Origin of the sequence: Paenibacillus sp. CF095 (assembly GCF_900101225.1) — a bacterium.
Classification (GTDB): Bacteria; Bacillota; Bacilli; order Paenibacillales; family Paenibacillaceae; genus Paenibacillus.
Genome location: NZ_FMZN01000001.1, coordinates 374803 through 399395 on the forward strand (window position 1 = coordinate 374803; position 24593 = coordinate 399395).

17 protein-coding genes and 1 pseudogene are annotated in these 24593 nt (G+C 45.1%); 9 read left to right on the forward strand and 9 right to left on the reverse strand.

All coding sequences use genetic code 11. From position 1 onward, the window contains the following. Positions 1 to 3: 3 nt before the first annotated feature. Positions 4 to 1944, reverse strand: a complete 1941-nt coding sequence (locus BLS69_RS01695) for a carbohydrate-binding protein (protein WP_091028169.1) — start codon at positions 1942 to 1944, stop codon at positions 4 to 6. A 903-nt stretch (positions 1945 to 2847) separates the two neighbouring features. On the opposite strand from BLS69_RS01695, the gene BLS69_RS01700 reads away from it, so the two are divergent. Together BLS69_RS01700 and BLS69_RS01705 are read left to right on the forward strand one after the other, a co-directional pair. Continuing rightward, the gene (locus BLS69_RS01700) at positions 2848 to 3207 is read left to right on the forward strand and encodes a hypothetical protein (protein ID WP_091028171.1); all 360 of its coding nucleotides are present in this window, start codon (positions 2848 to 2850) and stop codon (positions 3205 to 3207) included. Between the two features lie 33 nt (positions 3208 to 3240). Beyond that, positions 3241 to 4872, forward strand: a complete 1632-nt coding sequence (locus BLS69_RS01705; RefSeq protein ID WP_091028173.1) for an exosporium glycoprotein BclB-related protein — start codon at positions 3241 to 3243, stop codon at positions 4870 to 4872. Between the two features lie 179 nt (positions 4873 to 5051). Here the strand turns inward: BLS69_RS01705 and BLS69_RS01710 are convergent, their stop codons facing one another. Both BLS69_RS01710 and BLS69_RS01715 read right to left on the reverse strand, forming a co-directional pair. Next, positions 5052 to 7013, reverse strand: coding sequence for an AraC family transcriptional regulator (locus BLS69_RS01710; protein ID WP_091028175.1), 1962 nt, complete (start codon positions 7011 to 7013; stop codon positions 5052 to 5054). A 330-nt stretch (positions 7014 to 7343) separates the two neighbouring features. Next, positions 7344 to 7697, reverse strand: coding sequence for a DoxX family protein (locus BLS69_RS01715; RefSeq protein ID WP_091028178.1), 354 nt, complete (start codon positions 7695 to 7697; stop codon positions 7344 to 7346). A gap of 140 nt (positions 7698 to 7837) precedes the next feature. Between BLS69_RS01715 and BLS69_RS01720 the strand changes: the two genes are divergently transcribed. Both BLS69_RS01720 and BLS69_RS01725 read left to right on the forward strand, forming a co-directional pair. After that, complete coding sequence (locus BLS69_RS01720; protein WP_091028181.1) at positions 7838 to 8194, forward strand: winged helix-turn-helix transcriptional regulator; 357 nt, start codon at positions 7838 to 7840, stop codon at positions 8192 to 8194. Between the two features lie 51 nt (positions 8195 to 8245). Further along, complete coding sequence (locus tag BLS69_RS01725) at positions 8246 to 9283, forward strand: NAD(P)/FAD-dependent oxidoreductase (protein WP_091028184.1); 1038 nt, start codon at positions 8246 to 8248, stop codon at positions 9281 to 9283. A gap of 162 nt (positions 9284 to 9445) precedes the next feature. Here BLS69_RS01725 and BLS69_RS01730 read toward each other — a convergent pair whose 3' ends face one another. Both BLS69_RS01730 and BLS69_RS01735 read right to left on the reverse strand, forming a co-directional pair. Beyond that, complete coding sequence (locus BLS69_RS01730; RefSeq protein WP_256332203.1) at positions 9446 to 10195, reverse strand: ankyrin repeat domain-containing protein; 750 nt, start codon at positions 10193 to 10195, stop codon at positions 9446 to 9448. 83 nt (positions 10196 to 10278) lie between these two features. Then, positions 10279 to 11250: a phosphotransferase gene (locus BLS69_RS01735; protein WP_091028188.1), complete on the reverse strand. Its 972-nt coding sequence runs from the start codon at positions 11248 to 11250 to the stop codon at positions 10279 to 10281. 506 nt (positions 11251 to 11756) lie between these two features. On the opposite strand from BLS69_RS01735, the gene BLS69_RS32450 reads away from it, so the two are divergent. The 3 genes from BLS69_RS32450 to BLS69_RS01745 all read left to right on the forward strand — a co-directional run bounded on the left by BLS69_RS32450 (position 11757) and on the right by BLS69_RS01745 (position 14091). Beyond that, positions 11757 to 12323, forward strand: coding sequence for a helix-turn-helix domain-containing protein (locus BLS69_RS32450; RefSeq protein ID WP_256332204.1), 567 nt, complete (start codon positions 11757 to 11759; stop codon positions 12321 to 12323). A gap of 117 nt (positions 12324 to 12440) precedes the next feature. Further along, positions 12441 to 13436: an ABC transporter substrate-binding protein gene (locus BLS69_RS32455; protein ID WP_256332205.1), complete on the forward strand. Its 996-nt coding sequence runs from the start codon at positions 12441 to 12443 to the stop codon at positions 13434 to 13436. Between the two features lie 67 nt (positions 13437 to 13503). Further along, positions 13504 to 14091: an imm11 family protein gene (locus BLS69_RS01745; RefSeq protein WP_091028191.1), complete on the forward strand. Its 588-nt coding sequence runs from the start codon at positions 13504 to 13506 to the stop codon at positions 14089 to 14091. 155 nt (positions 14092 to 14246) lie between these two features. On the opposite strand, the gene BLS69_RS01750 is transcribed toward BLS69_RS01745, so the two are convergent. After that, a complete protein-coding gene (locus BLS69_RS01750) occupies positions 14247 to 14825 on the reverse strand; it encodes a TetR/AcrR family transcriptional regulator (protein WP_091028194.1) in 579 nt (192 codons plus the stop codon). A gap of 139 nt (positions 14826 to 14964) precedes the next feature. Here BLS69_RS01750 and BLS69_RS01755 point away from each other — a divergent pair, with 139 nt between their 5' ends. Then, positions 14965 to 15867 (forward strand): CPBP family intramembrane glutamic endopeptidase, encoded by a 903-nt coding sequence (locus tag BLS69_RS01755; RefSeq protein WP_249912080.1) that lies wholly within the window; start codon positions 14965 to 14967, stop codon positions 15865 to 15867. Positions 15868 to 16026: 159 nt separating this feature from the next. Here the strand turns inward: BLS69_RS01755 and BLS69_RS01760 are convergent. Next, positions 16027 to 16167 (reverse strand): annotated as a pseudogene (locus tag BLS69_RS01760) (sulfurtransferase); the annotation flags it as partial. A 296-nt stretch (positions 16168 to 16463) separates the two neighbouring features. On the opposite strand from BLS69_RS01760, the gene BLS69_RS01765 reads away from it, so the two are divergent. Further along, on the forward strand, positions 16464 to 18023 hold the full coding sequence (locus BLS69_RS01765; protein WP_091028196.1) for an acetamidase/formamidase family protein: 1560 nt from the start codon (positions 16464 to 16466) through the stop codon (positions 18021 to 18023). A gap of 423 nt (positions 18024 to 18446) precedes the next feature. Here BLS69_RS01765 and BLS69_RS01775 read toward each other — a convergent pair whose 3' ends face one another. Beyond that, the gene (locus tag BLS69_RS01775; protein WP_091028202.1) at positions 18447 to 18893 is read right to left on the reverse strand and encodes an OsmC family protein; all 447 of its coding nucleotides are present in this window, start codon (positions 18891 to 18893) and stop codon (positions 18447 to 18449) included. A 381-nt stretch (positions 18894 to 19274) separates the two neighbouring features. Beyond that, on the reverse strand, positions 19275 to 24248 hold the full coding sequence (locus tag BLS69_RS01780) for a discoidin domain-containing protein (protein WP_091028204.1): 4974 nt from the start codon (positions 24246 to 24248) through the stop codon (positions 19275 to 19277). Positions 24249 to 24593 lie beyond the last annotated feature (345 nt).

Below are 24593 nucleotides of genomic sequence, written 5' to 3' on the forward strand. Positions count from 1 at the left end.
GAATTAAAGCGAGTACTCCAGATAATCAATGTAAGCATCCCAAGTGCCATTATCCGTTGTTACGACCAGCTTGATTTCCTGATTGCCTGTAGCGTGAGTGATGCCGGTGAGGGTTTGAACGGTCGGCTCCGTTCCCGTGAAGTAGAAAGAACCAGCGGTTACACCCCCGATGACCAGATCAACACGGGCTGTATTATTGTTGTTGGAAGCGCCGCGGACAGAGAATTGATGGGTTGGGAATGCAAAATATTGATTGTATGCTGCATAATCATTGTTCCCGTAAAGAGCGACTCCATTAAAAGGGGAACTGATTACGCCAGCGTATTGGCCGCCAAGCGTCATATTCTCGGCTTCGTAACGGGTAACGTTTGGATTGGGATTAGGATTTGGGTTTGGGTTAGGGTTGCCGCCCGAACCTGATGTGAATTGCCAGTAGTCCAGTTTGAACAGATTTCCATTGCCCGAGCCTGTAAACACCAGATACAAACGATGTACCCCTGTAGCGTTGGTAACATTGGTCTCCATCTCGCGCCAAGTTTGCGAACCGCCAGTTGAACTTACGTTAAGTGTTCCAACTAGTGGGCCTGTCGGACTGTCCAGTCGAACCTCGATGTTGCCATTTCCGGTAGAAGCGACATTGGCCTTGAATTTGGAGGCTCCAGCTGAGCCAAAATCAACATTACCCACCGCGATCCAATCCCCATTATGAATGTTAGTGACATTCTGATTGGCTACAGGTCCACCGCTCGCTTGACTCGGTTCAGTGTTAATTCCTGCTTGCCAGCCAATGGTTTCGGCTTCCACCCGGACATACGGGTTGAGGTTAGTGGTCTGAGGTACACCTGTCATATTTCCTTGAACTTCCTGGATTGTTCCATCCGCATTATGTGTCAGTTTGTTGATATGTGTGGAACGGTATCCTTTGCCTTCACCGAGAAATGCTCGACTCACCGTTTGCGCATGGTACGCGACATACCATTCGTTGTTGAATTGAAACACGGCATGGTGGTTATTGCCGCCTACACCGAAGAACGTACCAGGATTTTTCAGAAAGTGTCCTTTATACGTGAAAGGTCCCATGGGGCTGTCGCTGACCATGTATCCGATCTCACCTTTTGGATATGCAGTAGGATGTGTTCCCGCGAAGTTGATGCAGTAGGAGTAATAATATTTGCCGTTATACTTGTGGATGCCGGAATCCTCGAACATATAAGGAGAATCAATAGTCACAGCACTGCCCACCACACTGGTCATGTCGGCACCGAGACGAATGACTCGAGCTGTTTTGGGATTAGCAATGGAAGCAGCGTTGGTATCATTCGGAATGCCGCCTCCAGCATACAAGTAAGCAGAGCCATCATCATCGACAAGGACAGCCGGATCAAAGAGCCAGGTTACGCCGGACATACCCGGTGTACTGTGAGTCAGGAGGGCACGACCAAGTGGATCGGACCACGGTCCAATGGGGGAATCGGCCGTGAGCACGCCAATACCTCCACCCGAGTTGGCAAAATACAGGAAAAACTTTTCTTTGCCAGCAATGGTTTTCTTCGCCATGGCAGGAGCCCAGGACTGGGTAGCCCATTTGGCAATCCCTTGTCCATTATTCGCATTATTCGCGCCCGCTACCGGGATGGAACCATGGTCTGTCCAGTTCACCATGTCAGCTGAAGAGATGACGTTAATTTTCCCGATTGTGCTGTACTGGTTCTCTCGGACAGAGCCGTCGCTGTTGTACAGATATGCATCACCTGTCATATAGACATAGACCCGATTATTATGGACGAGCACATAAGGATCGGCTCCCAGTTTATGATCGATGAGGGGATTGGAATTTCCAGGAAGTTTGGCAACGGCTGCATTGGCTGCATGGCTGGATTCAACGGGCAGGGTGACAAAGATTAGCAGACACGACAACAACAAAACTAGCGGTTTACGAATCATACGTTTCGCCTCCATAAGATTGGATTAGTTGGTGAGCTGAAATTCAGAATAGCTGAAATGGTGAAATGCCAAAAAATGAAGAGATGTTCCTCATGTCACCCCCTTCCTGAAATAATGGTTAGGTTGGCTGTTAGGTTAAATCTTCATGTTGTCATATATGGTTTAAGCCAGACGACCTGTGCACCGGGTACGTGGTCACGGCAGCAAGGGGAGAGGCTATAACCCGAAGTAAGCCTGCATCTGTGGGTGCGATTAGAAAAGCTATAATCTGTCAGGTTTCTTTTTGTAATCGCTTTCAATAGAATGGGTTAGAACTCTGAAATTTGACGAAGAAAGAGATTTGGTCACGTCTAAATGTAATTATTTTTCATATTTTCTTTTAAATGTTTATTAACTTGACGATATCATATCACAATTTTAAGATAATACAATCTTTTTCTATTTTCAGTAGAGAATGAAGAAGAACATTATTATTCTATGTGTTTAACATTGGGCTTGATGGTAAAAATACTATCTCGTATTCTATAAAACTACACTTTCAAGCATAGCTTTGCCCGGCCAACAATTAGATACGAGAAAAAGACGTCTTAAGCTGCGACCGTTTCCCTGGAATCTACCGGGAGAACGGTCATTTCGTTATTTTCTGAAATCGATCCTGGTTACATAACAAAATCTACTCTTACTTGCTGACCAACTTTGACATTGCATAATTTCTTCTCTTTGTTGTACATATCCCAGTTTTTGTATAGCTAAAGCCCTGTGCGTAAAAGGTTGTTAAGTGATAATGGTGGATTGCCCCCTGTGTTTTGTCCACACCGTTGATTGAGTGTTTGAATATTACTATCGAGTGAGCTTATGCCAAATACTGCTAGACTCAGAGGTTCATAAAGGTGGGATGGGAAAATGGCTATTTTGTCAACTGGGCCGATTGAAAACAATCTGGTTTCCGGGGTTAGACCGACCCAACAGGTAACGATTAGATTGGTAAGTCGGGCTGAGGTGGATTCTGTAACAGTATCCATTCAGGGGTATGTGCTAAGCACAACAAGAACGCTGTATGTGAGTGAAGTAATCATTATTGCCCCTAATGAAGCAGTGACCAGAAATTATTTTGCAGATTTAGATGCTTTTGAGTTTGTTTTTGGAACAGATGTGGAAGGCGTGGAGGAAGTAGAGATTTCAGTGTGGGGCAAACAAGCCTCTGGACAATTGGTTGATGCACACCGAGTGGTACAGCACGAAAAAACAGTTAATAACATCTAGCAGATCAAAATCCCCAAAAGAGGAGATGTAGCGATGAGCTTTTTATCAACAGGGCCGATTGAAAATAATGCTGTTAGCGGTGTAAGACCGACTCAGACCGTTACTGTCAGAATTGATAACCGTAGTAATGCCACAGCCTCAACCGTACAGATACAAGGGTATTACATGGAAAGTGGAATAAGAGTACTGTACGTCAGTGAGTCTTTTGACATCGTACCCAATCAAGTAATAACCAACAACTATTATGCTAATTTTGATGCCTTCGAGTTCACTTTTTCAACACCAGCGACGGTTAATGATCCTGTTCAAGTATCAGTATGGGGTAAGAGCAGCACAGGCGCATTGGTAACTGCCCATCGTTTGGTTTCTTCCGAATTGCTGGGTGAAATTCCAAGCGTCACGGGAGTCACAGGTGCAACCGGAGTAACGGGAGCGACAGGTACAGCAGGGACAACTGGAGTGACAGGTGCAACAGGCGCACAAGGTACAGCGGGAACAACAGGAGCAACAGGAGCAACAGGCACGCCAGGTACAACAGGAGCAACAGGAGCAACAGGCACGCCAGGTACAACAGGAGCAACAGGAGCGACAGGCACGGCAGGTACAACGGGTGTAACGGGAGCAACAGGCACGGCAGGTACAACCGGAGTAACGGGAGCGACAGGCACAGCAGGTACAACGGGGGTAACGGGAGCGACAGGCACGGCAGGTACAACGGGTGTAACCGGAGCAACAGGCACGGCAGGTACAACCGGAGTAACGGGAGCGACAGGCACAGCAGGTACAACGGGAGTAACCGGAGCAACAGGCACAGCAGGTACAACGGGAGTAACCGGAGCAACAGGCACAGCAGGTACAACGGGAGTAACGGGAGCAACAGGCACAGCAGGTACAACGGGAGTAACCGGAGCAACAGGTACAGCAGGTACAACGGGAGTAACCGGAGCAACAGGCACAGCAGGTGCAACCGGAGTAACCGGAGCAACAGGCACAGCAGGTACAACCGGAGTAACGGGAGCAACAGGCGCAGCAGGTACAACCGGAGTAACGGGAGCAACAGGCACAGCAGGTACAACGGGAGTAACCGGAGCAACAGGTACAGCAGGTACAACCGGAGCAACCGGGGCTACGGGTGCGACTGGTTCTGGAACAATTATTCCTTATGCATCAGGACTTCCAGTTGTCTTGACTACAGTTTTGGGTGGACTTTTGAATACCTCCAGTTTAGTTGGTTTTGGCAACAGTGCTACCGGAGTAAGTGTTAACGGAGGAATTATTGATCTCACAGGCGCTGCAGGCACATTGCTTAACTTTGCTTTCTCGGCATCTCGTGCAGGAACGATTACTTCACTGGCCGCTTATTTCAGCACGACAGCCGGACTTAGTTTGGTTGGATCTACAGTAACCTTAACTGCACAATTATTCAGATCCACTACACCTAATAACTCCTTTACAGCTGTACCGGGTGCATTGGTAACCTTAGCTCCTCCACTGACCGGCATTTTGGCACTAGGCACAATATCCAGCGGAGTGACAACAGGACTGAGTATTCCGGTATCTGCCGGTGACCGCCTGCTTATGGTGTTCTCAGCATCAGTAACAGCCGGAATTGATGTGGCTACAACCGTAGCTGGATATGCAAGCGGCGGCGTTACCATCACTTAACGGAAAATGGGCTATATAACAAGTTTAAAGACAGGGACCCTTGCCAACATGGTGAGAGGTCCCTGTTTATGTGTGTGCTTTTGTTTTCAAACTCTCTTCAAATGAAAGATAAGGACTAACAAAAACATAAAAGGGCGAGGATTGCTCCTCACCTCGTACATACCGTGGTCTACTCAATTTCACTCCGTTTTGGTTAGGTTGTCTACTACAAATTTAAGTTGGGCTTCCAACGAAATTGGGTCACTAAACACGAAGCCACGGCTTTCCTCGCGATAAACGTGATTATTCTGGACAGCAGGGAGGTTATCCCAGATAGGACCTTCAAAAACGGAATCCCCACTCTCATCACCTGTCCATCCACTAATAAAGATATAATCTCCTGCATATTGTGGTAACAATTCAAGTGATAACTTGGCCCAACCTTTGCCGCTATCGATGGCTTCCTTCTGAATGATCGGCGGTGCCTTCAGGCCAAACTCGCCATAAATAATATCTCCACCTCTACCAAAGCTCCCGTAGGCATAAAATTCTTTGGCACTTCCCGTATCAAAAATCGAAACCGTGCGATCACCTACCGCTTGCTCCACGAGTGGTTTATATTCAGCGATTTTAGCATCCCACTCTGCAATCCAGGCCTTCGCTTGCTCTTCTCTACCAGTCATCTTGCCAAAATCCATCAATTGCTCCCGTAGAGGTATTCCATATTCAACAGCGACGGTCGGCGCAATTTTGGACAGCTTTTCGATCGTTTCAGGGTCATTCCAAACGACAATTAAATCCGGCTGCAACTCCATGATTTTCTCGTAGGGTACATCGTTACCGATGTTGACAACGTCATCGAGCTTTCCTTCTGTATAACTGTTAAAGGACTCATCACCAGTTCCAACAGGCTTAAGGCCAAGAGCTAGCAAATGACCGGTAAAGGCTCCTGCAACCATTACGACCCTTTGAGGTTTTTTGGGGATTTGTATTTCACCGTTAACCGCAGAATAGGTTTGCATCTCCGAGCTTCCGTTTGTGGTGTTACTTATATTACTCTCTGCACCTACAGTTGGACTTTGCGTACTGCCAGTGCTTCCATTCGTGTTTGCTGGCCTGGAACATGCGCTAACTAATAGAGTTAGGCACAACAGTAGGGTAATTCCTACAGGTAGTTTGCTTCTATACATCCGTAAATCTCCTTTTTCGCTATGTTGATAATGATTATCATCTCTGATATCAATATAACGACGGAGTTTACGCGGAGCAATGGATGATCGAAGCCTAAGGATAGGACGATAAGAACCTTTTGTCACTTGTCCAGACTCATCCTTGAATTGCTTTGGTGTGACTCCCGTATGTTTTTTGAACATTCTTATAAAATAGGATACATCAGCATATCCAACGCTTGCAGCGACTTCTTGCAGAGATAACTCGGTTCTTTGCAACAGCATTACTGCTTTGTTCATCCTAATACCGATTAAGTAATCGATTAGACTTGCGCCAGTTTCACGTCGGAAGTACTTGGACAGATAAGGGACGCTGTAATGGAATGTATGAGCGAGGGTTTCCCGCGTCAGCGGCTTGGCGTAGTGCTCCTGCATATAGCGAATAAGCTGAGAAGCAAGGTTAGGCCTAACAATGCTTACCTGCTGTTGATCCATTTGTCTGAGCAACTCATATACAAATTGATAGAATAGTGTTTTGGTATGGAGTCGCTCCAAGCGTCCCGGTTTATTCCACTCGCCCAGCATTCGCTCAGTGATTTCGTAGAGGATGGCAGGATGATATGGAATAAAACCGTACTGGAGGTGGAATGGCAATGGTTGATCCGGTTGTTGAAGTGTATGCTGCTTGCCAGGTAGCGGTAAGGAGGCTTTGTAGAAAATCAGGTAATAATGAAAGGATGCGTTCGTTGGGATGATGTCCAGACGGGTGTTTTTGCCCCCATGAAGCATATAAAATGGTTTGGTAGCATGCTCATTTCCGTCTAAGATCACAGTCGCATTGCCATTCGTTACGTACAGAAAGGCGCTGGCAGGGAACAGGTAAGGACGTACGCACTCGTCGGCCTGTATGACAATATGTCGTACATCCATGATTTTGAGCGATGAACAATTCCAGATGAGTATGTGCTCTTGTACATTCAAGGTTGCTTTCAATAGAGAGTTGTCTTCCTTCCATGAGCTGTTGAAGCCAGCCTTTTATGTGGTGAGGTTATTATATAATAATATTAGTGGCTTTTTGTCACTTTCCAGAACGTTCCCTGGCAGTACCGGATTCTTCTCATAACTTTTGAGTATAAAGGCGAAAAATTTTTGATGTCATGACCTCTCCATAATCTAAAGAAAATCGCCGATTTCTCCATGTGCATGATCTTTATTATGGCGGGATGTGGCACACAGGTCGATAGCGGTTCGTTCACCGGAAACCAGGCACCCGAAACATGGGGTTCGTATTGCACAGCGCATCGGATCGGTGTCCCGTTTCCTCTATAGTCTTCCAAAGGCTATGATCAATGCCAAAACTATAAAAAAGATATTTACGCCAAGCTCCCGGTACTCTTTACGCCGAATATGAAACAGCATTCCAAGCATTGTGACAACAGCCAAAGCGATTGCGGCGATCGGCGTAAGCACCGGAGTGATGTTCAGCGCCCACGGAAAAACAAGGCCAAGCGCTCCGAGTAGCTCCGCGATACCGATCAGAACAACTAGACTTTTTGGCACATCATTAACCCAGGCCCAGGTCTTTTTTGACGACTCGATACGAATGGTTTTCATCCATCCCGAATATACAAAGCCTGCCGCCAATATGATTTGTACGATCCATAACGTTACATTCATCTTTTCTTTTCCCCTTACTTGCTCGATTTTAATATCTGCCTCTATACTAAAGTGAGAAAGCCGAATCAGGAAGTAGGCACTTAAACCTAACCAGGTAACCAAAAGTAAACCTGGGTATGGTCAGAAAGTGAGGAAAAAGAATGATGGTGTATTGCAGATTCGGAACGGCCTTGGATATCCTCACGGGTAAATGGAAATCTTTGATTCTTCTACGCCTGCTGAGCAACGGTACAATGCGGTTCAGCGAATTACAAAAAGCCATTCCAGATATTTCGAAAAAGATGCTGACCCAGCAGTTAAAAGAACTGGAGTATCACGATATTGTGCATCGGGAAGTGTATCCGCAAATTCCGCCAAAGGTCGAATACTCGATTACGGAGTACGGACAGCTCATGAAACCTGTGCTCCAGACAATGAGCAACTGGGGAGCCGGCCATATGCAGCATATGGAGAAGCTGTACGGCGAAGAAGATGAAAAAGGAGCACACCCATCCTAACCTCGGAAAATCGATTCCTTGGGGGGATAGGGTGACAAGGGAGAGTTAGTTTTGAATAAACAAAAAATTGTGATCATTGGTGCAGGGATTGTTGGGGCGTGTATGGCCTATCATCTAGCCAAACGAAATCAAAATGTAACCGTTATTGAACGGCATTCAGCCGCGGCGCGTGAAGTCACGGAAAAATCATTTGCCTGGATACATACGACGCATAGAGTGGCTCCTGAATACTGGCATTTGTACGATGCAGCTGTGGGAGAATATCACACACTTCAGCAAGAGTTGTCCGAACTGAACATTCATTGGCATGGCGCGCTAACTTGGGACACTCCGCCTCTAAGGGAGCAACACTTTCAAAAATTAAACCGGGAGCAGCTTGAGGCATTGGAGCCCAATCTGAAGGAATATCCGGATGAAGCCATGTTTGTCAGCGAAGAAGGTGCGGTCGACCCTATTGCGGTAACGGAGCTGTTGTTGAGCAAAGCGCAAGAGTACGGAGCAAAGATTCAGTTCGACACCAACGTTACACAGCTGAAGCAAAAGGGTTCCCGTCTGGTTGGTGTTCATACGTCCAAGGGTTTTGTGGAGTCGGATGTTGTGGTATTGGCGGCAGGAACAGGTACACCCGAACTTTGTAACCCGTTAGGTTGTCACGTGCCGGTAACTTCGTCACCTTCGATTCTGATTCGGATGAAAACTGCTAATAAACTGATACACACATTAATCTCCAATGCGCAATTTGAAGCGCGTCAACTGACAGATTATACGCTGCTGGCTGCGGAAGATTATATCGACGAGTCGGAGGAAAACGGACCACAGGCGGTCGGTAAGCGAGCTTACGACACATTGCGTCGCAGTCTCAAGCACGGAAATCAACTGGAACTGGAGAGCATAAAGGTTGGATGGAGACCCATGCCTGAGGACGGTTATCCGATTGTGGGCTTCCATGATCACATTGATGGACTTTATCTGACGCTAATGCATTCTGCAATTACGCTGGCGCCGCTGATTGCTGATCTGGCTGCAAGTGAAATTATTGATGGCAAATCAAGAAATGAATTAGACCCTTGTCGCTTCTCACGGTTTTAGGATCACTCCACAACGAAAAGTACATCGCTCAAGTCGCGATGTACTTTTCGTTGTATATATTTGTTGGAGTCTTCTACACTTCCCCAGTAGCCACCGGATTCTCCTCATAACTAATCGCTGGCGATTGGCAATTCCATGCTAGCCATTTATCTACCTGTGAAACTAGCTAGCGGATTTGGCACCTTGACTTTCAAGCCACGGGATCAGCTCGGCTGAAAAATTACGTTTTGCTGTGTCCAGTGGAGTTGTTCCATCCCAGGTGGCTATCCAGTTCAGTTCGGCGCCGTGGTCAAGCAGGTATTCGGCTGTTTCTCTTTGACCTCCATGGCAAGCGCACCAGAAGGCAACGGTTACTGCATCGGGAGGAGAAGGGGAGGTGCTTGTTCCCCAAGGATAACGTTCCGGGAGTTGGGCTCCTTGGAAATGTTCTTGTATGGCGTCAATATTTCCAAGGGCGGCCGCATGCCAAAGGGCAAAGATCGCACCGCGCTCAACCAAGCGTCGTGCTGTATCCCATTGTGCAAAAGCAATAGCATCGTCCAGCGGTGTGCCACCGGCAATCACCGCGCCAGGCGCTTCCATGTCTGCGCCAGCATCAAGAAGGGCATCGAGCACTTGTACATCATTGGAGCTTGCAGCCCAATGCAAAGGTGTCTCGATGTTTGGACCAACCAAAGGAGCGTTCACTTCCGCACCAAACTTGGTTAATACTCTCACGGTATCCGCTCCATGAGGGAAGTGCCCCGGCCAATCCGTCACCACGTGCAGCAGCGTTCGAGCGATGCTAGAGTCTGAATCTACGTTGTCAGGCTTTCTTTCCAATATTCTTATCTTTGCCAATCCCGGATTCTCTTCCAGCAGTTGCTGTAACGATGGAATATCTCCTGTGTGAATGGCTTGAATAACGCTCACTGCAAGTTTTTCATCTTCGTAAATAAATTCCATGCTCAAACCTCCTTTCAGGCTTATATCCATATTCATGTATATGGTTCTTATCACATAAGCATCTGAACTGCGCATCTGGCATGATACTCCGCGAGACCTTTAGCAAATTGCTGATCGGGGAATTGTCTGTGAAGCAGCTTCAATCCTCCTGATATCAAGGACAAATGATGGCAAAATCGATAAAATGTCATCCGCTCCGGGTCGAGATTGTTATTTTTTAAGTAGTGATAAAAGTCTCCAAATCGAAACTGGAGAAAGCTATGCTCATATTCGAGATCGAAGAATCCTGCGCCCTCAATATCAATAAGGCATGGTTGCATAGCATGATCTATCCATATATGATCCGGACCTAGCTCTCCATGAATGAAACTATAGAGATCTCTGGGTTGAATTGCTGCTTCCAATTCGTAAAGTTTCTCAAGCAGCCTTTCGTTATTTTTCCTGATATCTGTCATATGTTTGGATGCATAGGATAAGGCTGTTTCGGCATCCAACCGCTGAACTTGGTAGCAAGGCCCAGCCTTTTGGCTGTTATCGTTGGCGTTTCCATAAACGTTTCTTTGGATTCCATGCATATTAGACAACATATCCCTGATCCGTTGAAACAACTCATCCCGATCTTTGTGATTTTTATGCTGGAAATAGACTTCGGCTTTCTGTGCATCCACATACTCAACAAGAGCAAAATCATAAGAGTACCGGTCTTTATCGTTATTCAGATCATATAAGGTCGGCGTTCGGATTCCATGTTGAGCGAGAAAGCGAGTATTCAAAGAGAAAAGTTCGCTGCCATAGGAACTGTGGAAAGTGGGTTCATTCAAGATCTCTTCCTGAAAATAGTTGCTGGAAATATCCCAAACGTACAGCATACAAGTGAAACCATTCGTGCAGTCAATTTTGTAAATGACTTTTTGTGCACCGCCATGAATTCTTGCGCACTGCGTTATGAAGTAACTGGCACCAAATACTTTGTGCACATAATCCTGTAATTCCTCACGAGTAAGATGGTTGTTGGACATCATCGATTTATGCTCCGTTTCAACTGTATTTTTCCGGCCAGCAACCTAAATATATAGAATATTTTCCCAAAAATATAGACTGTTTCTTTTCAATCTGTTAAAGTGTTGATTAAGGTCTGTATATTCATATGTATATTAAAGAAAGGGGTCGGGTACTCACGTTAGTGGGTGATCCGGCCCCTATTTTGCATGCAAGTTGACTCTCTGTTGACTATATATGACTAATGATTTTAAGGAGCTGGGAAGCCATCTTACATTTCAATGAACATCTTTTACTATGGAACAAGGCATCTATTAAAATAATGGATATTCGCCATATAACTATGCAAAGGCAGGAGGGACTTTACTCCTATCGATTCCCTGCGAGCTGTTTCTTATACACGGTGCGTGGCAATGCTGTTATACAGTTGGATGGAGAAGATCATCAGGTCTCGCGATTCCATGTTTTGCATGGTGGGAAGGGCTGTTGCCTGAACATTTTGCCTGTTGAAGAGGTCCTTGAATATTATATGATTTATTACAAAGCCATCATCCCGCTACCTGAGCGTCAGGATATCCTGGTCTTGATGGAGCACCGTAATCCCTTCAAGCTTCAATATGGCTTTACACCTGATCAGCCTGTTTCCTTGTTAAGCAAAGTACAATACATGATGACAGCTTGGGAAGAGCAAGAGGCACTGGAACAGTTCCATGTGAAGTCATTATTTTATCAATTTGTATACGAGTTATTATGGCAAATCCACAATGGGCGCGTGCCAACAATAAAGCCAGACCTGGTTGCACAAATGAAATATTATATGCAGGAACATTACGCTGAACCCATTACAATGGACTTGTTAGCAGAGCTTATGGACAGTAGTCCACGTCACTTATCAAGGCTATTCAAACGCCAGACTGGTCATAGTCCGATTGATTTTGTCATTCAAATCCGGATGAACAAAGCGAAGGAACTACTGCTTGCTACAGATGCTACTTTACAGGAAATTGCCAAGGCTGTTGGTTATCCAGATGGTTATTATCTTGCTAAAATATTTAAAAAATATATGGGTATTGCACCTATTCGTTATCGAAAGTAGCATGAAAGTCCTAATGTACCATCGAATGTGGCACGATTAGGCATTGTACAGGACCTAACTTCCTTATATATTGATAATGATTATCATAATCAGCATATATTTGAGGAGGAATTATTGATGTACAGAAGTAGAAAGACACCCTTGGCTATCACATTATTACTTTGTTTAACCCTATTGCTCAGCGCTTGTTCAACTGGTGGGACAGGAAGTCCTTCAGCCAATGAAGGTTCTCAGAAGCCAACGAATCAGATAGCGGCTAACAACGCTAACAATACAGATACACAATCTCAAATGAAGACCGTAACCACCATAAAAGGTGATATTGAAGTACCGGTTAATCCACAACGAGTGGTTGTCCTGTATCTAATGGGTGATTTGCTTGCTTTAGGCGTAAATCCTGTGGGGATTTCTTCTATAGAAGAAGGAGCGGCTTTTGCGAGCGAACTGGAAGGTGCCACCTCATTAGGAGCATTTAAACCGGACCCGGAAGCAGTAACTGCACTTAATCCCGATCTCATTATTGTTACCAATGAAGAAATATATGAAGGACTTAAAATGATTGCTCCTACAGTATATATTCCTTATGACCTGCCAGTAGAAGAACGTATGAATATGCTTGGAGAAATTCTGGGTAAAGAGGGACAAGCTCAGGAAATGTTAGATAACCTTCACAAAAAGGTTGAGCAAAGCAAGGAAAAACTTGAACAAGCAGGTATTTTGGATAAAACCGTCACAATTATGGAAAGCAACAAAGGTTCCATGGCTGTAATGACAGGCTTGGGTTATGGCCGGGGGTCGCAGATTATTTATCAGTATTTAGGGATGAAAGCACCTGAAGTCTTGCAACGTGAAATTGAAAATGCAAGAAACGATGCGACAAGCAAGGACGTTTCTTATGAAGTATTACCTGAATATGTGGGTGATTATATATTCCGTTCTTCCTTTGAAGGAATGGTTGATCTGTCAGACAATTCAATTTGGAATAACATCCCTGCAGTCAAAGAAGGACGTCTGATTGATATGAGCTTTGGTTTATTCTTCTACAATGATATTTATTCGTTAGACAAACAGCTTGATTTTATTGTGGACAACTTGCTTAAAACCGCGGAATAATTGGAGGGGCTATTTGACCCGTGTAATTGATTGAAAAGCTCTTCATTCGAAAAGGAGACATCATTCTTTGAACTATTATTTTCTGGAATCTCAATATCCACGTAGAGGGTTTATTAGTGGCGGAACAACCTTCACTCCCCAATTAGATATGAATTATTTGGCGATAGAGAATCCGTTGCCAGAGGGGACAACAGCAGAAGTTGAGCTACTGTCTACGGTACGCAACCTGAACGTAGATTATTTTGAGACGATCACAGGAACGAGACATGTATCAGATCATTTTAAAACGCTGTTGGAGGAAACGAATACAAACACACAGTTTATTCCGACAACGGTGTGTTACCACGACGGTCGTGCGGTTGAAAAAACCTATTGGACAGCACATCAGCTTGATCGTTTGGATGTTTTCGATTATGAACGTTCGGAATATGGGCGCAAAGCGGTCATTGCTGCATCTGTACAACAGCCTCCACGTAAGATCGTCAAAGTTGTATCTCAAATCTGCCTTCATGAAGAGCAAATTGACGAGCATGAATTTTTTATGCTGGATTATATAAATATCTTCAAACCCATTGTTTCAAAAGATTTTTACGAAGTATGCCGAACACATAGGCTGAATCTGAACGTTACAGAGGTCGGAAATGTAAGCATCTAAAATGCTACATGAATATAATGAAAACACAGAGAAGCCCGCGCAAAACGTGGGCTCTTTAGTCTTTATTTTTCCTCGTTAGCCACCAGATTCTCCTGTGTATTCTGCTTGGACCGTGCCAGCTGACTTAACTCCCCGATTATGAGTCAGGTTCTACTCTAACGTATAATCCAATGGATATAGTCTTGTATCATTTCTTTGCTTCGTGTTCGATTTATCTTATCCGGCTCTAGATACAAATTGAGAGCCATCCCATTCATAAAGGCATACAGTTTTTCTTGTTCCTTCTCTTCATCGGTTGTGCGCAGAAGTCCTTCATTTTTCAAGTACATGATGCAGTTCTTGATTGCGTTTTGCAGGTCCTCATAATTGGCGTCGAACCCTTTTTGCGTTTTTCCATAGCTTACAAATGCAAACCAAACCTCCATTTCCAATAATGTTTGTTCATCAGTCGGGACTAGTTCGAGCAAGTATTCAACAATTCTTTCTTGAGGCGCCAGTTCTCTTGCATTTAGATTTTTTAGTCGAGTAAGTACCTTTTCCTTAACTAACTCCATTGCAAACGCTAATAGGCTCTCTTGTTTTGAAAAGTAATGTCTTAAAGCGCCTTGTGATAATCCAGCCTCCTTTGCAATCGTTCTTGACGTTGCATGATGAATGCCTTTCTCACTAATGATTTTCCAAGTAGCTTCAGCGATAATATTCTTCATTTTCACATGATCCACGATTTTTGGCATACACACAGAATATCATATTATTTAACTCAACTGAAATAAATAGACGATTAAGATGGAATGTGCTAGAGTTTATTTAACTCAACTGAAATAAAAAAAGAAGGGGCAAACGCGATATGCCACTCAAAGGAGTGCAATTGGAATGAATCAGCAATTCAAAGTAATGCTTCCAGCATGGGGAAAGGCAACCGGCTTATTATGTATGATCATTATATTTGCTGCTGTATTGTGGTTAGTGTGGACCGGAAACTTGAATATAAGGTACACGGCTGATCGTGAGGAAGTGATTCCAATATGGCATAGTATGTTGCCGGCATTCCTTGGCATTTTTCTAATCCGTATGATTCCTTATAAAAGTCAATATCATCCGTATTTCCAACAAATGGAGAAACAGCACTTGGTCGTTCAATCGATTGTATTATTGCTATCAGGCGTTTTATTTACGGTTTCTCTGATAACGATAAACCAGCAAGGATTACATTTCCAGCTATATTATTTGGCGTTCAAGTTGACGACACTATTGTTCATCCCGTTGATTTTATTGCTGATTTATCGCAAAATGACTGGCGGGCAACAAGACATTATCTCGGTAAAACCTCGCACTCGCAGACACGTCATCGTACCACTAATCGTTATTGTGGTCTGGTGTTATCTAAGGTTCTATTCCCCAATTGCACAACCAGAAGGAGCAATCGTAGCAACCGATATGACAGAATTACTTCTCTTGATGTTGATTGGTTTTATGATCAATAGCGTATTGGAGGAAGTTTTTTATCGGGTATGGCTGCAGACCCGATTGGAGGCATTGCTTGGAAGATGGCCCGCCATACTACTAGTTTCAATACTATGGTCCATTTGGCATGTCGCCATTCAAGGAAATGGTCAGTGGGATATTGATGTGGCAACAGTAATTGCAAATCATGGGGTTACAGGTCTGTTTCTTGGTTATTTATGGGCCCGCTATCGTAAAATATGGGTGATCATCTTGATTCATGGACTCATGAATGCTTCTCCTCATTTTCTTTTGCAGATCCTGTTTCATTAAGCGAGAAAGGATTGGGTTGGATCAGTCTTCCCATGCAACGATGCCTCTATCTCTCCCGTATTCCCGGGTGACGCTCAGTCACTGAAAATGCACCGCCCCAGGCATCAGCTTGCATGGCGGTGTTTTTGTCTTGAGACACTGTAGATCGGTGCTACGTACCTACTCTTCCCCGGTAGCCACCGGATTTTCCTCATAACTAATCCAGTCACTCCATCCTCCGGGATACAACTTCAGATTCGAGAATTCCGCTTCTTCCAGTGCAATCACGTGCGGACAGGTGATTATGCCTGAACCGGAGTGTAGTAGTATTCCTGTGGCGGTATCGGATACATGAAATACATACATAATTTTCCTGTAACTTAATTTCGTTTGTTCCAATCTCTGAAGGAGGGTCCTCAGTTTACTAGAAGTATTTTAGTTTTACACGCCTTTCATATGATAAGTATATTGACATGTTGTTTATTTTTATAAGTTTATTCTTGATATTTAGCTCTATAATGTTATTTTTATTGACAAAAAAATATTGTTGTAAATGTATTTATATGTTATTGTGTGTTTGTGTTAGAAAATATTACATAGTATAGAGGGGGAGCGTAATGTTTATTAACCGAACGATTAGGAAATTTGGGGTTTCAGTAGGGATTATAAGTATGTTTACATTTGCTCTACCTTCAGTGGGCTTTAGTATGCCACTGCAACCAACAACCCTTGATAAGGTAGAAGGTGATTATTATGTAACGTCTGCGATTGAGAACATTCGCTGGGGATCACTGCCTAATCGAGACAGCTCTCCGATTCTAACTGTGCCATCAGGAAGTGCTGTAACATTTGATACGGTATCGCATGAGGGATTGATAGAGGATCAAGGGAGAAATCCAGTGGAGTACTTCGGTAAATTCGGTATCTCACCCGATGGAGTGTTGGATGATGCGAAGGCAATTGCGGCTTCTGGGATTAAGCATGATTATGTAAAAGACGGACCTCATATTATCACTGGGCCGGTAGCTATTGAAGGAGCGGAGCCAGGAGATGTTCTTAAAGTAGAAGTCCTTTCGTTGCAGACTCGAGTTCCGTATGGTGTCATTTCTAACCGCCATGGTAAAGGTGCTCTTCCTAACGAATTTCCAGAAAACACAGGTCCACAAGAGGGAGCTAGCGCAACAAAACCGGAATTATATAATAATGTATCTATATTTACGCCTATTGAAGAAATCAACGGCAATTGGTATGGGGTATTACCAACAAAAGCTGGCAAGAATGTACGTTTCCCAATTAACCCGTTTCTAGGTGTTATGGGGGTTGCACCAAATACCAGCGAAGTTGTGAGTTCTATCCCACCTATTGAAACAGGAGGGAATATGGATATTAATGAGTTGGGGGTTGGTGCAACTATTTATTATCCGATTCAAGTTAAAGGCGGGCTATTCTATACTGGAGATCCACACTTTGCTCAAGGAGATGGAGAAGTAGCGTTAACTGCATTGGAAGCTTCCTTAAGGGGGACAGTTCGGTTAACGGTGTTAAAGAAAGGTGATCCATCACTACCACACAGTGGAGAATTCACGCAACCCTTTGCTGAAACAGAGGATTATTGGATTCCAATTGGACTGGACCCTGATTTGGATGAAGCCATGAAAGAATCCGTACGTGAATCGATTCAATTCTTATCCGATAAGCTTGATATGGATAGAAGTGTAGCTTATGCGTACCTATCAGCCGCAACGGATTATGAAGTATCTCAGGTCGTAGATCGAACGAAAGGGGTTCATGGACTCATTCGAAAGACCGATTTTCTTGAATATGTTGACGTTGCAATGAATGTAGGGGGTACGACAATCAAACCGGTTGTTCATAACGATGAGTTCTACGTACCGATTCGAACCATTTCCGAGCTATTGGGCGGTACAGTAGTATGGGATCATAAGACGCGTACAACGCAAATCAAATTAGGCACAAAAAATATAAGTGCTCAAATTGGTTCAGATGTATATTCAATTAACGATAAACTAGTGTTCAATAGTAACGTACCAAAGCTTTTAAAAGGCGAAACCGTAGTTCCGGTTTCTGTTATTAATGAAATACTAGGTGCTTATGTAAACTGGACGACGATCGACAAGACGTTAACAGCAAGTGTAACGTTAAGTAAAAAGCAATAATAATAGATTTCATTATTCAACCGTGGTGGACAGATGTCCATCACGGTTTTTTTTTGTTTTTTTGTTATCATGAATCAAAAAAAGCTGCCACTTTATGTCTGCATCGTACAGAAAGGCGCTTGCTGGAAACGAATAAGGAGAGTGTTGACCGCCAGCTTCTATAATAATGTGTCGTATATCCATAATGCTTAACGCTGTCCGATGCCAGACTAACAGCTGTTCTTGTGTATCTATGGTTGCTTTCAATGGAGAGTGTCTTTAATTCGAACAGGATATTTTCTCAAAGGGCCAAACGAAGTTTATAGCCGAGTTTATTAGGTTATGACCAGAAACCCGCGAAAAACGCGGGCTTTTGTTATATCTAAATATGTTGTACGGTTAGCGATTCAATATCAGTCCGGTTTCACGGTATTAATAGGCTGCTTAGTTTTCGATGATAATTCTGTCCAACTTGAGATTAACCGGATGTGCCAACGTATCTCCAACCGGGCACTTGCTCTCCAGGAATTGTACAAATGCTTCAACCTGCTCTTGGGGAGAATCTGTTTTGATACGGAATGTATACCGAATATCGGAATAGCCCGGACGCACCTCTGATTTGTCGAAAAAGCCATCCAGGTCAATATCGCCTTCTACATCCACAAAGAAATCCTTGAGATTCACCCCAAATTTAGGTGCATATACCCTAGCTACGATCGACTGACATGCTCCCAGCGAGGCGAGTAAAGCTTCCACCGGATTCATGCCGGTATCGGTTCCACCCAAGTTTTTGGGCTCGTCGATAATAAACTCGAAGTTTCGAGATGCTACTTTCACTTGAACTCCGTTTTGCAGATGAGCAGATGCTTTAAACGTTTGGAGGGCAGCCATTTTGTAGTCTCCTTTAGTGGGTTTATTGATACTGATTTTATTCATAGTTTTCCGCTATGATTATATTAGAATGGATAACTTGCGCTGTCAATCCTCAATTTCCCAATATTTTGATCTCGGGAACAGCGCAAAGAAGCATATGCTGGTCTCTAACGTTGCTTAGGCGGATATGTGTGTTTTGCCGCCGTTCGTATTCGTGATTGGAAAATACGTATTTAATTCGAGATAACTGCTTATTACATTTAGAAGCGGGTGATTACCAAAAAACCACCCCTGTCCCGCAAAATTGAGGGAGAGAGGTGGCTGGATGAACGATATTTAATTCCTTAGATTAATGATTTTTTAATACTGCGTAAAATTGATGGTTTTGAATTCAGCGTATCAATGGTACAGCTTCAATTCAGCAATAGACCACCACCACTCAGCATTGTCCGTAGTCAAAGCAATTTTGACATATCGTGCCTTCTGGTTCGTGAATGTCACTGAGATTAAAGAATCTGTTCCCACAGCTTCTGAAACCGAATTCCAATGCTCGCCATCCGTTGAAGTGACGATTGTAAAACTGCGGGCATAGTCATTGGTACTGCTGCCTGAGTCCATAGTTAATCGGCTGAAATTCTGAATGCTTCCCAGATCGATCTGAATCCACTGGTCTGCTTGTTGTCCGGATGCAGAGGTCCAGCGTGAGTTCAGATCATCATCCAGCAGTGCACCAACGTCTTCAGACGTGGAAGCTGTAGCTGTCCAAGATGTCCGATCCAGTTCGGTAGGCAGCAGATCATCCTGTTCCCCGGGTGTCCATGGTGTCTGATCGGCAGTATAAACTGCGATTTCAGCTACAGACCACCAGTGAGAATCCGTTCCGGTCTGAACTATTTTGATATAGCGGGCCTCATGAGCAGGGAATGCTATGAAGAGCAAGGCATTTTTCCCTTCACCCGTAGCCACAGCTTTACCCCAATCCATGCCATCCAGAGAGGTGTATACTTCATAACCGCGAGCATAATCCTCACTGTTGTGTGCACTATCCAATACAATCCGGTTCACTGTCTCTGAATTGCCCAGATCCAGCTGAAGCCACTCACCGCCTGTTTGTGCCTGACCGGAAGTCCAGCGTGTTTGGTTCGAGCCATCCAGTATCACCGTTGCAGCTTCCTCATCGGAAGACGCTGTGACGGACCATGCATCTGAAAGCAGACGTTTTTGTTTTCCTGTTCCATAGTGATTAACAAATAGCTCGGAGACCGACCACCATTGATCGGATTCACCCATCTGCATGATCTTCACATAACGAGCCTGCTGCTCAGGGAAGGTGATGGAGAGACGTCCTGACACGCCTTCGCCTCCAGCAATAGAGGTTCCCCAGTTTTGCCCGTCATCGGAAACGAAAATGCGATATTGCCGCGGATAGTCATCCTTCGCGTTCCCCGGGTCCAGCTCTACTGCGTCAAAAGCACTCGTTTCCCCAAGATCAATCGTAATCCACTGTCCGCTCGTTTGCTTTCGCCCGTTCGTCCATAATGTGTCTTTATTTCCATCCAGCATGTGAGCTGTGACATCCGTTCCTTGCGTGGAGGAAGCGGTCACGATCCAGTTTGACCGATCGGACAACGGAGCTGGATTTGGATACTCAGGGGTCTGAGGCAATTTTCCAAATCGGGCGAGCTTGAGTTCCGAGATGGACCACCAACTGTCTGTGGGAGCAGTCAATACAATTTTGATATAACGTGCGGTCTGCATTCCCAAATCGACGGACAGGCTTGGAGAAGAGCCTATTCCCTGTGCAATTGGCTTGCTCCAGTTTTCATCGTCCTTCGAAACGTAAACTTCATACCCGTGGGCATAATCACCTCCGCTGTTGCCGGAGTTCATGAAAAGTGTGTCCATCATCTGCTCGTTGCCCAGATCAATATGGAGCCAGTCTCCAGGCTGTTGCGTTTGTCCAGATGACCAGCGGGTAGTCAAATCTCCGTCAATCATGCGTTCGACTGCTTCCGAACTGGAAGAGGCGGTAATCGTCCATTCGCTGCGATCCAGATAGGTGACGCCTTGTGAAGCATCTGGCTGCTTGACTACTGTATGCTCCAATGGATTGACTTTCACTTGAGCTTTCGCATAGACGGTAGCTGAACCCAAAGCTCCGCTGGCATTATAAAAACGAACCGTTTTGGCAGTGTCTGACGGATTCCAGATTTGCGCCGTGTAGACACCGTCCTTTTCGTATACGGTTGCTGCGGGAGAATCTGCCCAAATATCCATGGTACGTGTTCCTGTGGATGCCATGCTATGCATGAACCAGTAGGCGTTAAAGACTTCGTTTTGCTGCATCTCTTTTGTATCCCACTTTGCAAGAGCAGTCTCCGGGTCCCCGATGGATTGGAAGGGCCAGATGATGTGCTGCCATGTGTGCTCCTGCTGACCACCAAGATCCTTGATCAGACCGTTGTATAGTGCCGCGGTATTCTTCGGATCACGACCATAATAGGTCATCCACTCTGCGGGCGGCAGCCAGTGAATGCCGTAAATATGCTCGGCCTCGTTGGAGAAGTACGTGCCATACAGGTAAGCACTGCCATATACATGCCCTACGGTAGCGTGTTTGTATCCTTCCAGCCAGTTGTCCCCATCGTAGTTGAACCAATATTGCTCGGCCGCTTTTTCCTCGGTGACGAAGCCCCAGATGCCTGCATCGCGATAGGCTTTGTTCCCCGTTACTTCGCCCCACATATATTGTCCGACCCAACTGAACAGAGCTTCGCCTGCAGCTTCCTGATTGTTTCCGCTGCGATTGTCGGCATAACCGCCCGCCCAGGAATGACCAGAATAAGGATCAAAATTACGCATCCATGGGAATTGATCGTCTGTGTGTGAAGGATTGGCATAATCCCGGATCAGCAGTTCAACCATATCGCCATAATCCTGTACAAAAGCTGGATCATACATAGCCAGCACCGCAGATGCAAAGACGTAATAGCCATACGTAAAATGATGATCCGTCAGTCCGGTATTGACCCCGAACCCGCTTCCATAAGGGAAGATCGTTCCCCATTGCTCCGAGTAATAGAAATAATAGGAGTGCAGACGTTCATCCGGTGAATAGGTGTACCAGTCGGTCAAAATGCTTCTTAACAGGGACAGGTAGTGGTCCCGACGTTCCTGATCTCCAAGCTGATCGCTAATGAGCACACCTAGTGCAAGCGGATGAAGCTTTTTCCCCTGCCAGTAGGGATCTTCGCTCATTAAATTGCCTGACGTATCTGCATCAAGCTGATCCAGATAACTGATTAATTGCGCGCGTGAGTATGTCGGATCATCCGGCTCCACAAATTGCGGAATAATGCCGTAGAAACGATCCTGTGTCGTAAAGCTGTTGCCTTCGCTCACTTTCATCATTCCACGAATAGAAGGATAAGCGAGCTCCGTGAGTGGAGTTGTTGCAAGTTTCCACTGGTGCGGGAACAAAGTCATTAATGTGTCGGCGGAAAAGTTGGCACGCTTCGTTTGTGTAACGGAGTTAAAGGTCGTTGTAACTTGTGAAGTGCTCTCGTTATAGTCGTAATCGACCTTCGTATCCGTTACAAAAGCATAGGCGTGTTGGTAATAGTATGCTAATTCTGATGCAGATGGCAGGGTAGCGAGCGACAAATAATTTTCGCTTGATCCCAGCTTAATCTTAAGTGTATTGCCCAGCTTTATAAATGTGGTTCCTTCAGGTGCATAAAGACCATAGTTTCTTGTAAAAGTTTGCGGCGAAGGCGCTCTGTCCCGATTGGTGACTTCTACACCGATATGATCTCCTGTCCATGATTCCCCATCCTGCAACACAATCTCACGGTTTTGATCATCAAAGAGACGTGTAATGTTCGGTGAACGAATCAGGATGGTGTCCGGGTTCTCAAACGTGTTGTACAGGAAAGGGGAGCCTTTTACAAAGGTTGTATTGACCTTTGCCGTGTCATCATCACTCATGATGATGTTAGCGGAGTAATCCCCGTATCCTGCGATCTTGGTATTGACCTTGGCTGGGTTCATATCGCTTGTTGTCAGGATGAGGTCTGCTTCACCGTCTGCATCCATCGAGTTGCCATCAGCAGAAACGTATCCAGCACCAGGATTCAAAATATGAAGCCCCTGTTTGGTGTATCGATTTTTGAATGGGAGCGTGACCAGACTGTTTCCATCTCCTAAATCCGAGACGAGAATCGATTGCCACCAGTCATTGGATGGAATCGGGGCGGTGATGTCAGCTGTGCGATTTTTAGGGTTTTTCGGCTGCAGCATCGTGATGTCATTAATGGCATAACTGCCAGCGCCGACTTGTACCGAGCTCATCTCCGGGATAGACGGAATGGTGTAGACCGGTTTTTCATCTCCTTGAATATACTCATATACATCAAAGGCATAGAGTGAATAACCGTTGGTTGTACCTCGGCCAAGACCTGCGAGTTTGACATATCTGGCTTCTGAATATACAGGAATGTCATCCCGTCCTCCATTGCTGTGTAACTCCCGATACAGCGTAGTCCATTGCTTTGCGTCGTCAGATACCTGAATGTCGTAAGCACGTCCAAACGCATTTTCCCATTGCAGAGAAATTTCTCCGATAGCCTGACGTTGACCAAGGTCCACAACGATCCATTCCTGATCCTTGTATATGGAAGACCAGCGTGTACCTGGATCACCATCTGTCACATTGCGCGCTTCATAATCGCGCTTCTCCATCTTGGCCTTGTCTTCGGCGGAGCGGCTAGGTTCGTCAATCTCTTCCGACGACGCTATAACCGATTTACCAAGAGCAAGGTTGGCGGCAGTCGGTTTTGGAGGTGGATTTGCTCCACCCGTTCCATACACATCGAACGCGTACAGAGAAATACCATAGGCTTGCTGCGCCCGTTCATGACTGAACAAACGTACATATCGTGCATTGACGGAAACCTCCACTTCTGTCAGACCGCCTTGACCCTTCGTTGTGGAGTACACTTGCTTCCAGTTGACTTCGTCATCCGACACTTCAAGATCGAAGGCGGAAGCATAGGCATTTTCCCACTCAATCGAGATGTTGGAGATGGAAGCAACTGCACCCAGATCAACATAGATCCACTGAGGGTCCTGTTGCCACACACTTTCCCATCGGGTATTTTTGTTGCCATCCACGGCATGATCGGCTGTATTCCCACCAAGGGATGAGGAGCTATACACCGGTCTGTTCAGGGATAAGAGATATGACCCTTCTGCAGCAGCGTTTGCTGCCTTGCTAGGCCATAGCGGCAAGCTGCTGACCAACAATAGCATGGATAACAGCAAGTTCACGCAGATGCTGCGTGTGTTTCGTTTGTGACTCGTTCGTCCCTTCATATCTTCTTCTCCTTTGTTAGTTCCTGCCTTTCAACCAGACAGAACTTTCTCTGTTTCTTAACCACCTGTTATATGTATTGTTCTGTTCTCCCGTGCCACATTTCTGAGGTAGATTTCAGGATGCATACATGGGATATGCGGATGTTCATTTGTTGTATATCGAACATTTTGTGTGGATTATAAAGATTTTTTAATCGTTTTCGTAGAAAAGGAGACATATGTCCTACATGAGGTAAGTGTGGTGTGCAACTATGAAATGCTGAATTGGGATTACGGTCTGATAGCAATAAAATGTTTTCTTTTCGTGTTATAGGAACAAACATCACAGGAATCAACTTGCGAAGA